Raw genomic sequence first — 11,880 nt, 5'->3', positions numbered from 1 at the left:
AGGTATGCGTTTCGGCATCGTTCTGTTCACCAGTGACCGCGGGATCACCCCCGCCGCCGCGGCCCGGGCCGCCGAGGACCACGAATTCTCCTCGTTCTACGTCCCCGAACACACCCATATCCCGGTGAAGCGCGAGGCCGCGCATCCACAGACCGGCGACGCGTCCCTGCCGGACGACCGCTATATGCGCACCCTCGACCCGTGGGTCGCGCTCGCCACCGCCGCCGCGGTCACCGAACGGATCGAACTGGCCACCGCGGTCGCGCTGCCGGTCGAACACGACCCGATCACCCTCGCCAAGACCATCGCCTCGCTCGACCACCTCTCCGGCGGCCGCGTCACACTCGGCGCCGGTTTCGGCTGGAACACCGATGAGCTGGCCGACCACGGCATCCCCGGCAACAAACGGCGCACGGCCCTGCGGGAGTACCTGGAGGCCATGCGGGCGCTGTGGCGTGACGACGAGGCCGCCTACGACGGCGACTTCGTGAAGTTCGGGCCCAGCTGGGCCTGGCCCAAGCCCGTCGACCGCTCGGTCCCCGTCCTGATCGGCGCGGCCGGTACCGAACGCACCTGCGCCTGGATCGCGAAACACGCCGACGGCTGGATCACCACCCCGGGGGAGAACGATATCTCGGGCAGTCTGGCGACGCTGAAGAAGGCATGGGCCGACGCCGGTCGCGAGGGCGCGCCGCGGGTGGTCGCCCTGGATTTCAAGCCCGACGCCGAACGCCTGGCCTCCTGGGCCGCCGACGGTGTCACCGATGTGCTGTACGGATTGCCGGACAAGGGCGAACCGGAGGTGCGTGCCTATCTCGAACGGCTGGCTGGCAAACTGCGAAGCATGAATTCGATCACCGAGACGGGCGAGGACAGCTAGTGCGGATAGCCCTGTTGTCCTACCGCAGCAAGCCTCATTGCGGTGGGCAGGGGGTCTACGTGCGCCGCCTCAGCGCCGGACTGGCCGAACTCGGCCACGACGTGGAGGTCTTCTCCGGTCAGCCCTATCCCGCCGACCTGGATCCGCGCGTAACCCTGACCGAGGTGCCCAGCCTGGACCTCTATCGCGACGACGACCCGTTCCGCACGCCGCATCCCCGCGAGATCCGGGACCGGATCGATCTGCTGGAACTGGCCACCATGTGGACCGCGGGCTTCCCGGAACCGCGCACCTTCAGCATGCGCGCCGCCCGGCTGCTGCGTGGACGGGTCGACGATTTCGACGTCGTGCACGACAACCAGTGTCTGGGCAGCGGGCTGCTCGATATCGCGAAACGGCTGCCGCTGGTCGCCACGGTGCATCACCCCATCACCAAGGACCGCGAAGTGGACCTGGCGGCCGCCATCTGGCGGCGCAAGCCCCTGGTGCGCCGCTGGTACGGCTTCCTGGGGATGCAGGAGCGTATCGCCCGGCGGATCCCCGATCTGCTCACCGTCTCCTCGTCGTCGGCCACCGATATCGCCGACGATTTCGGTGTCGACCCCGGTCAGCTCAATGTCGTGCCGCTCGGTGTGGATACCGAACTGTTCGCGCCGCGCGGTCCGCGGGTGCCCGGCCGAATCGTCGCCGTCGCCAGCGCCGACAAACCGCTGAAGGGCATCACACATCTGCTGCAGGCGCTGACCCGGCTGCGGATCACCCACCGGGTCGAACTGCAGCTCGTGGCGAAATTGGAGCCCAACGGGCCCACCGAGAAGCAGATCGCCGAACTCGGCCTCTCCGATATCGTCACCGTCCGTCCCGGGCTCAGCGATACCGAACTCGCCGAAGTGCTGGCGTCGGCGGAGATCGCCTGCATCCCGTCCCTCTACGAGGGCTTCTCGCTGCCCGCGGTGGAGGCCATGGCATCGGGGACCCCGCTGGTGGTCAGCCGGACCGGTGCGCTTCCGGAGGTTGTCGGCGAGCCGGGAGTCTGCGCTGAACTCACCGAACCCGGCGATTCCGCCGAACTGGCCCGGGTGATCGGGCAGCTGCTGGATTCCCCGCAGACCCGGCAGCGGATGCAGACCGCCGCCCGGGACCGCGCCGTCTCGGTGTTCAGCTGGGAATCAGTGGCCGCACAGACCGTGCAGGTGTACGAGCGGGCCATCGCCCGGCACACCGGATCGGCAGAATTCATCACAGGAGGCGTCTCGTGCTGACCGTCGACTTCGACCGCGCCGGAATCGGCCCGGGCACCCGGGTCATCGATGTGGGCTGCGGAGCCGGCCGGCATTCGTTCGAGGCCTACCGCCGCGGCGCCGATGTGGTCGCCTTCGACCAGGACGCTCCCGAACTCGCCGGGGTCGCCACCATGTTCGAGGCCATGGCGCAGGCCGGGGAAGCACCCGCCGGGGCGAAGGCCGAGGCCGTGCACGGTGACGCGCTCGACCTGCCCTACGGCGCCGGGGAGTTCGATGTCGTCATCGCCTCGGAGATCCTGGAGCACGTCCCCGCCGACGACGCCGCCATCGCCGAACTCGTGCGGGTACTGCGCCCGGGCGGGCAGCTGGTGGTGACCGTGCCGCGGTGGCTGCCCGAGCGGGTGTGCTGGGCGCTGTCGGACGAATACCACGCCAACGAGGGCGGGCATATCCGCATCTACAAGGCCGACGAACTGCGGGACAAGATCACCGCGCGCGGCCTGCGGCACACCCACCGCACCCATGTGCACGCCCTGCACTCGCCGTACTGGTGGATCAAATGCGCGGTCGGCGTCCACAAGACCGAGCATCCGCTGGTACGCGCCTACCACCGGATGCTGGTGTGGGACATGATGAAACAGCCGGCGCTGACCCGGACCGCGGAACGCCTGCTCGACCCGCTGGTCGGCAAGAGCGTGGCGTTATACTTCAGCAAGCCGGCGGTGACCCGTGCCGGCGGGTGAACTCCCCTCGGTCCCTTCGGTTCTCACCCGCCGTCAGATCCTGCAGACCGCGCAGTCCATCGCCGCCGCGCAGGAACCGGACGGCGCGATCCCGTGGTTCCCGGGCGGGCACACCGACCCCTGGGATCACATCGAATCGGCGATGGCGCTCACCGTCGCGGGACTGCGCGACGAGGCCGTCGCCGCCTACACCTGGTCGGCGCGCACCCAGCGCCCCGACGGGTCGTGGCCCCGGCAGTTCCGCGCCGGCGAGATCGAGGACCCGGCCACCGATGTGAACTTCTGCGCCTATCTCGCCACCGGGATCTGGCACTACCTCGCGGTCACCGGCGATACCGGGTTCGCGGCCGATCTGTGGCCGGTGGTGGCCGCCGCGATCGATCTGGTCGTCGCGAGCCAGGGTGAGCACGGTGAGATCTATTGGCTGCGTGACGGCGACAAAGTCCTGCCCGAGGCGCTGGTGACCGGTTCGGCCAGTATGTACCACAGCATCGGCGCCGCCCTGGCGCTCGCGCGCCGGCTCGGCGACCCCCGCCCGGAGTGGAAGACCGCCCGCGACCGGCTCGGCGTCGCACTGCGCGACCACCCGGAGGCCTTCACTCGCAAGGACCGCTATTCCATGGACTGGTACTACCCGGTCCTGGGCGGGGCGCTGCGCGGACGCGCCGGATCCGACCGTATCGCCGAACGGTGGGACACCTTCGTGGTCGGCAATATCGGTATCCGCTGTGTCAGCGACCGGCCCTGGGTCACCGGCGCCGAAACCTGCGAACTCGTGCTGTCCCTGGACGCCCTGGGCGACCGCGACCGCGCCGTGGCCCTGCTGGCCAGCATCCAGCACCTGCGGGAGACCGACGGGTCCTACTGGACCGGGCTGGTGTACGCGGACGGGAAACGCTGGCCGGTGGAACGCACCACCTGGACCGGCGCCGCGGTGATCCTGGCCGCGGACGCCCTGTCCCGGACCAGCGCCGGCAACGGGATCTTCCGCGATCTCGCCGCCGACGCCGTCCCGGGGCGGGCGGTGCCCGTACGGGTCACCGGCTGACGGCCGGGACGGCGCCGCCGCTTAGAGTTCGGCGAGCTTCGGCACCACCGGGGCGAGTGTGTCCACCCACCCGGCCGGGGAGCCACCGGGCGGCATGACGATCGCGGTGTGCACGCCGAGTTCGGCGTAGCCCGCCATCTCGCGGACGAAATCGTCGTGCGCGGTGGGGTCCGGGCTGCCCGCCAGTACGGTTTTGCGGATCCGGTCGTAATCGGTGCCCAGATCATCGCAATGGCGGCGCAGCACATCGAGTTTGTGTGCCACTTCCTCGGTGCTCGAGGCGAACAGGTTGCAGGCGTCGCCGTAGCGGGCCACCAGCCGCAGCGTGCGCTTCTCCCCGCCGCCGCCGATCAGCACGGTGGGCCGGTGTAGCGGCTGCGGCGAACACAGGGTTTCCGCCAGTTGATAGTGCTTGCCCTCGAACGGCCCGTTGTTCTGCGGATCCCACATCTGCGCGCAGATCCGCAGCGTCTCCTCCAGCCGGTCGAACCGTTCCCCGACCGGTGGATACGGCACCCCGAGCCCGTGGTGCTCCCGGTCGAACCAGGCGGCCCCGATCCCGAGCGCGGCGCGGCCGCCGGAGAGCACATCGAGGGTGGTGACGATCTTGGCCAGCAGACCGGGGTGCCGGTAGGTCACGCCGGTGACCAGCAGGCCGAGTTCGATCGTGGAGGTGTGCGCGGCCATGTATCCCAGGCTGGTGTAGCCCTCCAGCATGTTCGCCTCGGCGGGCAGCCCGGTCGGTTCGATCTGGAAGAAATGGTCCATGAACGACAGCCAGGTCGCCCCGGCCGCCTCCGCTGCCGCGCCGACGAGTGCCAGTTCACCGGCGATGGCGCCGGTACCGCCGTCGATCTCGAAGATCGGAATGTGCAACCCGAGTTCCATCGGAGTCGTCTCCCCTTGCCGTGGTGGATTATCCGTCGCACATACGCTACGACCTGGAGAGCGCTCCAGGTCAAGCCGTGGCGGGCGGGTCGGAGGATGTATCCGGCCCGATACCGCGGCGTCCCGTTACGGTTTCCGCCGCGTCGCCCGGGCACTCTGCCGCTGCGGTTCCCGGGCGCGCGGTCGATCATTCGAATCGGCCTGATCCCAACCCCGGTGGCCCGCGCGCGGGTGGCGTAATGGCGAGATCGGCCCGGATCCGCGCTGGTCGCGTCCGTCGGTGCCCGGCGAATTGCGCCGAGCTGTCGAGCTGCCGCCCGCCGGTGGGCCGGAACCGTCCCGAAACGCCGCTATCGTCAGCGTTCATGCAGGTCAGCGATACGAACACCGAGCGGGCAGGCGGTACGGCCGGTGTCCGCCGGCTCCGGGCCGACCAGGCCCGGCGCATTGCCGATATCCTCCGCCACCAAATCCACGCCGGCACCTTGGGCGATACCCTGCCCAGCGAACAGCGGCTGGCCGCCGAGCACGACACCTCCCGCAACACCATCCGCGACGCCCTGGCGCTGCTACGCGACGAAGGCCTGATCGACCGCGCGCCGCGCGTGGGCACCCGGGTGACCGCCCGCAAATACGACCACGGGCTGGACGCGCTGCTGGGCCTGCAGGAGACCCTGGAGGGCCGCGGCACCGTCCGCAACGAGGTGCGCGCCGGCCAGCTCATCACGGCACCGCCGGCGGTGGCCCGGCGGCTCGGGGCGGCCCCCGGCGAGCAGGTCGTCTACCTGGAGCGGCTGCGGTATCTCGGTGAGCAACCGCTGAGCCTCGATCTGACCTACCTCGCTCCCGAGATCGGCGTGCGCGTCCTCGACCACGATCTCGCGCACACCGATGTGTTCGTCCTGCTCGAACAGCTCAGCGGCCGGTCCCTCGGCTCGGCCGACCTCACCGTGGAGGCGATACCCGCCGACCGGCACACCGCCGCCACCCTCGACGTCCCCGACGGAGCACCGCTGCTCATGCTCGAACGTCTCACCCGGCTCGACGACGGAACCCCCGTCGACCTGGAATACGTCCGGATGCGCGGTGACCGGATCACGCTGCGCGGCAGTCTCTCCCGCGGCATCCCCGAATGGAAGGTCCTCTAGATGGCATTGGCGAACCAGCGCACCGATATCCCCGTGACCATCGACGAATCCCTGTGTATCGAAGGCTGCACACTGTGCGTGGAGATCTGCCCGCTCGATTCCCTGGCCATCAACCCGGACAACGGGAAGGCTTTCATGCACGTCGACGAATGCTGGTACTGCGGGCCCTGCGCCGCCCGCTGTCCCACCGGCGCCGTCACTGTCAACATGCCGTATCTCCTGAGGTAGATCTCTCATGCCCACTCTGAAACGCCTGGCCGTCCTGGCCGCCACCGCGGCGCTGGCCCTCACCGGGTGCTCGCTGGAAGAAGCCGCCGCCGGCGATACCGTCACCGTCGTCGTCGGCTACCAGTCCAAGACCATCAACACCGTCACCGCCGGCACCCTGTTGCGCGCCCAGGGATACCTGGAGCAACGGTTGCGGCGGCTCACCGAAGACGGCGGACCCGCGTACAAGGTCGAATGGCAGGATTACGACACCGGCGCCCCGATCACCGCCCAGATGGTGGCCGAGAAGATCGATATCGGCTCCATGGGCGACTATCCGCTGTTGATCAACGGCTCCCGCACCCAGGCCGGCGAACGGTCCCGCACCGAGTTCCTCTCGGTCACCGGCTACAACCCCAGGGGCGCGCTGAACATGGTGGTCGTACCGCCGGACTCGCCGCTCACCGGTGTCGCCGATCTGGCCGGGAAGAAGGTGTCGGCCAGTGTCGGTTCCGCCGGGCACGGCACCCTGGTGCAGGCCCTGACCCGCGCCGGGGTCGATCCGGTCGCCGGCGTGGAGGTACTGAACCAGCAGCCGCAGGTGGGGGCCTCGGCGCTGGAATCGGGTCAGGTCGCCGCCCTGTCCCAGTTCGTGGCGTGGCCGGGCCTGCTGGTATTCCAGGACAAGGCGAAACTGCTCTACGACGGCGCCGAACTGAATGTGCCGACCTTCCACGGCGTGGTCGCCCGTGAGCACTACACCGCCGAACATCCCGAGGTGGTGGACGCCTTCCTGCAGGCCCAGCTCGACGCCACCGAATTCCTGTGGCAGCAGCCGCTGGAGGCGGCCCGGATCGTGGCCGAGGCCTCGGACCTGCCGCAGGAGGTCGTGTACCTCTACAACGGCCCGGGCGGCACCTCGTTCGATACCACCCTGAAACCGAGCCTGATCTCGGCCTTCAAAGACGATGTGCGGTATCTGAAGTCGATCGGCGATTTCGCCGACCTCGATATCGACGGTTTCGTCGACGACCAGCGCCTGCGCGCGGTATTCGCCGCCCGTGGCCAGAACTACGACACCGCGCTCGCCGACACCGCCAACCACACCGCCGGTTCCGGTACCGAACTATGGCTCGACGGCCAGGACACCACGCGCCCCGCCGTCAACCCGAACGAACTGTTGCGCGCAGTCGCCGCGGCCCGCGCCGCGGGCACACAGGTTCGTGCCGCCTATATCGCCGACACCGAACTCGGCACCCGCTGGTTCGCGGACAAGGCGGTCTGGCTGCGCGACGGAGACACCTTCTTGCCGTTCACCACCCAGGCGGCAGCGCAACGCTACCGGCAGTCCCATCCCGCGGCCGTCCCGGTGGCCTATGACCGGGCCGTCGCCGAGGTCCGGTCATGACCGCGGCCACCCTCGCACCCGCCCCGGCCGCCACGGCGCCCGCCTCGTCGCGGCGGCCCGGGCGCTCGGTGTGGCCGGGCCGGCTGCTGCGGGTCGGTTCCGTACTGGCCGCCATCCTCCTCTGGCAGGTGCTGACCACCGCCGATATCCGGCTGTGGCTGCGATTCGACACCCTGCCCTCGGTGACCGAGGTGCTCACCGCGTTCGGCCGGCAGCTCGGCACCGATGTCTACTACCTGGACCTGGCGCAGTCGCTCCTCCGCATCCTCACCGGATTCGGTATCGCCACCGTGCTCGGCGTGACCAGCGGTATCGCCCTGGGCCGGTCCCGCCTGTTCGCCGGAATCCTCGGCCCGCTCACCGAACTGGCCCGTCCCGTCCCGGCCATCGCGGTGGTCCCGATCGCCATCCTGCTGTTCCCCGACGACGAAGCCGGCATCGTGTTCATCACCGGCCTGGCCGCCTATTTCCCGATCATGGTCAGTACCCGCCACGCGGTCCGCGCGCTACCGACACTGTGGGAGGACTCGGTGCGCACGCTCGGCGGCAACCGGTGGGATGTGCTGCTGCGGGTGGTGCTTCCCGGTGCGCTACCCGGAATCTTCGGCGGGCTGTCGGTCGGTATCGGAGTCGCCTGGATCTGCCTGGTGTCCGCGGAGATGATCTCCGGCCGGCTCGGGGTCGGCTACCGCACCTGGCAGGCCTACACCATCGTCGACTATCCGGGTGTTTTCGTCGGGATCATCACGATCGGCGTCCTCGGGTTCGGCACCTCCGCGGCGATCGAACTACTCGGCCGGCGGGTCACCCGCTGGCTGCCGCGGGGAGAGGAGAACAACCGATGACCACCACCCTGACCACCGAAACCCCCGCGTCCGGCACCGGTGCGCCGGGAATGAGCCTGCGCCTCGACGAGATCTCGCTGTCCTACACCGGCGACCCGGTGATCGACCGGTTGTCGCTGGACGTGCGGCCCGGCGAGATCCTCGTACTCACCGGGCCGTCCGGCTGCGGGAAGTCCACGGTCCTGCGCGCTCTGGCCGGGCTGCTGCCCCCGGACTCCGGCCGTGTCCTCGCCGACGGCGAACCCGTCACCACCACCTCCCGCGATCGCGCGGTGGTGTTCCAGGACAATGCCCTGCTGCCGTGGCGCAGTGTGCGCGCCAATATCGAATTGGCGTTGCGGTTACGAGGTGAACCGAAGGCGGGGCGCCGCGCCGCGGCCGACCGCTGGATCGAGGAGGTCGGGCTCGGCGGGTTCGCCGATTTCCTCCCGAAGAGCCTGTCCGGGGGTATGCGGCAACGCGTGCAGCTCGCCCGCGGCCTGGCCGGCGCCCCGCGCGCGGTGATGATGGACGAACCGTTCGGCGCGCTGGACACCCAGACCCGCGCCACCATGCAGCGGCTGCTGATCGAGACCTGGCGCACCCATCCCACGACGATAGTGTTCGTCACCCACGATGTGGACGAGGCGCTGCTGCTCGGCGACCGGGTCGCCGTGCTGGGCCGCGCCGGGAAACCGTTGCGCGCCCTGATCGATGTTCCGAATCCGCGCGCGGCCGCCGGTCGGCAGCCGCAGCGCGACCGACTCGTGGAGGCCCTGTCGTGACCGCACCCACCCTGTTCGCGGCGCCCGATCTCGCCGACACCGTGCGCCTGGACTGCGATGTGCTGGTCATCGGCGGCGGCACCGCCGGAACCATGGCCGCGCTCACCGCCGCCGAACAGGGCGCGAACGTGCTGCTCCTGGAAAAAGCCCACGTGCGGCATTCCGGTGCGCTCGCCATGGGTATGGACGGCGTCAACAATGCCGTCATCCCGGGGAAGGCCGAACCCGAGGACTACGTCGCCGAGATCACCCGGGCCAACGACGGAATCGTCGACCAGCGCACCGTCTACCAGACCGCGACCCGCGGTTTCGCGATGGTCCAGCGGCTGGAGAAGTACGGCGTCAAATTCGAGAAGGACGAATACGGCGAGTACGCGGTCCGCCGAGTGCACCGTTCGGGCTCCTATGTGCTGCCGATGCCCGAGGGCAAGGATGTGAAGAAGGCCCTCTACCGGGTGTTGCGGCAACGGAAGATGCGGGAGAAGATCCGGATCGAGAACCGGCTGATGCCGGTACGGGTGCTCACCGACGACGGCCGGGCGGTCGGGGCGGCGGCACTCAACACGCGCACCGGTGAATTCGTCACGGTCGGGGCGAAAGCCGTGATCCTCGCGACGGGCCCGTGCGGGCGACTCGGACTTCCGGCGTCGGGTTACCTGTACGGCACCTACGAGAACCCCACCAACGCCGGCGACGGCTATTCGATGGCCTATCACGCGGGCGCCGAGCTCAGCGGTATCGAATGCTTCCAGATCAACCCGCTGATCAAGGATTACAACGGTCCCGCCTGCGCCTATGTCGCCAACCCGTTCGGCGGATATCAGGTCAATGCGCAGGGGGAGCGGTTCGTCGATTCCGACTACTGGTCGGGGCAGATGATCGCCGAGGTCAAACGAGAGATCGATTCCGCGCGTGGACCCATCTACCTGAAGGTGTCGCATCTGCCCGACGAGACCCTGACCGCGCTCGAGGACATCCTGCACACCACCGAACGTCCCACCCGCGGCACTTTCCACGCCAATCGCGGCCACGACTACCGCACCCACGATATCGAGATGCACATCTCCGAGATCGGTTTGTGCGGTGGGCATTCCGCCTCCGGGGTCTGGGTGGACGAGAACGCCCGCACCACGGTGCCCGGCCTGTACGCGGCCGGTGATCTGGCGTGCGTCCCGCACAACTACATGATCGGGGCGTTCGTCTTCGGTGAACTCGCCGGCGCGCATGCCGCCACCGGCCTCGCCGAGACCGCGGCGCCCGCCGAACTGCCCGCCGATCAGATCGCCGCCGCGCACGAACTGGTGTATCGGCCCCTGCGGCATCCCGACGGCCCACCGCAACCGCAGGTCGAATACAAACTGCGCCGGTTCGTCAACGACTATGTGGCGCCGCCGAAAACGGCCGCGAAACTATCGCTGGCGGTGGAAACCTTCGAACGGATGCGCGGCGATCTCGCCGAGATGGGTGCCCGCACCCCGCACGAACTCATGCGGGCCGCCGAGGTCTCCTTCATCCGTGATTGCGCGGAAATGGCCGCCCGCAGTTCGCTGACCCGCACCGAATCCCGGTGGGGTCTCTACCACGAACGCGCCGACCTCCCGGAACGCGACGACGACACCTGGCGCTATCACTTGAATCTGCGTAAGGCCGCCGACGGCAGCATGGAGTTCCTCAAACGGCCGGTCGCACCGTATCTGGTGCCCGTGCCCGGGCTGGACGATCTGCCGTCGCAGGGGGAGCCGGTGCCGGTCGAGCAACCCGAACTCGTCGGTCACCGCCGCGCCCCGAGCGTCGCGGCGCCTACGTCCCGGGCCGCGGTCCCGGAACAGGCCCCGGCCGCCTCACCCCGGCTGCTCGCGCTGCTGGCGCTGGACGAGCCCACCGCCGGGCAACTATCGGCCTACCTGTCCGATACCGACGAACGGGTCCGGGTCGCCGCGATCGCGGCACTCACCGAGAACACCCCGGATGGTTTCGCGGCGCTGCTGGTCGGCGCGCTCGACGACGGCGCGGCGCCGGTGCGGGCCGCCGCCGCGGCCGCACTGCGCGAACTTGTGGAGGTGCTGCCGTCCGCCGACGGTCTCACCGAACGGCTGACGTCGCCCGACCCGGTCGTGCGGGCGGCGGTTCTCGACCTGCTGCGCGCGGCACGCGCCGGTGCGGCCGCCGACTACCGGGCGGCCCTGGCCGACCCCGACCACCGGGTGCGGATCGCCGCGGTGCGCGCACTGGTCTCGCTCGACGAATACGACGCCCTGGCGGCCGCGGCCGCCGACACCAACCGTGAGGTGCGGATCGCGGCCGCCCAGGGCCTGGCCACCATCGGCACCGGCGGCGCGGACACCGTCCGTGGCCTGGTGACCGATCGTGACCCGCTGGTCCGGGCGGCGGCGCTGGCCGCGTTCGCCGAGATCGGCGCCACCGTATCCGATATCGCGTCGTGCGCCGCGGCGCTGCGGGACACCGCCTGGCAGGTGCGGGTGGGTGCGGCCAAAGGGCTGGCCGGTGCCGAACCCGGCGCGGCCGTCACCGAACTGGCCGGTGCGCTCACCGACCCTCATCTGGATGTGCGCAAGGCCGCGGTCCTCAGCCTGGCCTCATGGCCCGGCCACGAAGCGGCCCGGGAGCTACTCCGCCGGGCAGTCGACGACCCGGACGCCGATGTCCGTGCCTACGCCCGCCGTGCCGTGACGAACTGAACCCGG

The 11,880-nt window shown here is 69.7% G+C and carries 11 protein-coding genes; 10 read left to right on the top strand and 1 reads right to left on the bottom strand.

Translation table 11 applies throughout. From position 1 onward, the window contains the following. Nucleotides 1–4: 4 nt before the first annotated feature. Genes ON38_RS11220 through ON38_RS11205 form a run of 4 tightly spaced genes read left to right on the top strand, consistent with a single transcriptional unit; the run spans nt 5 to nt 3,915 of the window. A complete protein-coding gene (locus tag ON38_RS11220) occupies nt 5–880 on the top strand; it encodes a TIGR03619 family F420-dependent LLM class oxidoreductase (RefSeq protein WP_039824574.1) in 876 nt (291 codons plus the stop codon). Continuing rightward, a complete protein-coding gene (locus ON38_RS11215) occupies nt 880–2,142 on the top strand; it encodes a glycosyltransferase family 4 protein (RefSeq protein WP_051164601.1) in 1,263 nt (420 codons plus the stop codon). Before ON38_RS11220 ends, ON38_RS11215 begins: the two co-directional genes overlap by 1 nt. Next, nucleotides 2,136–2,867: a class I SAM-dependent methyltransferase gene (locus ON38_RS11210; protein WP_039824572.1), complete on the top strand. Its 732-nt coding sequence runs from the start codon at nt 2,136–2,138 to the stop codon at nt 2,865–2,867. Before ON38_RS11215 ends, ON38_RS11210 begins: the two co-directional genes overlap by 7 nt. Continuing rightward, on the top strand, nt 2,854–3,915 hold the full coding sequence (locus ON38_RS11205; RefSeq protein ID WP_039824570.1) for a glucosidase family protein: 1,062 nt from the start codon (nt 2,854–2,856) through the stop codon (nt 3,913–3,915). Before ON38_RS11210 ends, ON38_RS11205 begins: the two co-directional genes overlap by 14 nt. A 21-nt stretch (nt 3,916–3,936) precedes the next feature. Here the strand turns inward: ON38_RS11205 and ON38_RS11200 are convergent, their stop codons facing one another. Continuing rightward, entirely contained in the window at nt 3,937–4,803 is an 867-nt protein-coding gene (locus ON38_RS11200; RefSeq protein WP_039824568.1) for an LLM class F420-dependent oxidoreductase, read from the bottom strand. A 365-nt stretch (nt 4,804–5,168) separates the two neighbouring features. Between ON38_RS11200 and ON38_RS11195 the strand changes: the two genes are divergently transcribed. The 6 genes from ON38_RS11195 to ON38_RS11170 are packed head-to-tail and all read left to right on the top strand — an operon-like array spanning nt 5,169 to nt 11,874. Next, the gene (locus ON38_RS11195; protein WP_039824567.1) at nt 5,169–5,951 is read left to right on the top strand and encodes a GntR family transcriptional regulator; all 783 of its coding nucleotides are present in this window, start codon (nt 5,169–5,171) and stop codon (nt 5,949–5,951) included. Next, nucleotides 5,952–6,179: a 4Fe-4S dicluster domain-containing protein gene (locus tag ON38_RS11190; protein WP_033246130.1), complete on the top strand. Its 228-nt coding sequence runs from the start codon at nt 5,952–5,954 to the stop codon at nt 6,177–6,179. 16 nt (nt 6,180–6,195) lie between these two features. Continuing rightward, nucleotides 6,196–7,566: an ABC transporter substrate-binding protein gene (locus ON38_RS11185; RefSeq protein ID WP_373281208.1), complete on the top strand. Its 1,371-nt coding sequence runs from the start codon at nt 6,196–6,198 to the stop codon at nt 7,564–7,566. After that, nucleotides 7,563–8,411, top strand: a complete 849-nt coding sequence (locus ON38_RS11180; protein WP_039824564.1) for an ABC transporter permease — start codon at nt 7,563–7,565, stop codon at nt 8,409–8,411. Before ON38_RS11185 ends, ON38_RS11180 begins: the two co-directional genes overlap by 4 nt. Further along, on the top strand, nt 8,408–9,175 hold the full coding sequence (locus ON38_RS11175; protein ID WP_051164600.1) for an ABC transporter ATP-binding protein: 768 nt from the start codon (nt 8,408–8,410) through the stop codon (nt 9,173–9,175). The genes ON38_RS11180 and ON38_RS11175 overlap by 4 nt, the downstream gene beginning before the upstream one ends. Then, complete coding sequence (locus ON38_RS11170; protein WP_051164599.1) at nt 9,172–11,874, top strand: fumarate reductase/succinate dehydrogenase flavoprotein subunit; 2,703 nt, start codon at nt 9,172–9,174, stop codon at nt 11,872–11,874. The genes ON38_RS11175 and ON38_RS11170 overlap by 4 nt, the downstream gene beginning before the upstream one ends. Nucleotides 11,875–11,880: the final 6 nt, after the last annotated feature.

Source organism: Nocardia testacea NBRC 100365 (assembly GCF_000308775.1).
GTDB lineage: Bacteria > Actinomycetota > Actinomycetes > Mycobacteriales > Mycobacteriaceae > Nocardia > Nocardia testacea.
This window is presented reverse-complemented; position numbering and strand designations above follow the sequence as displayed.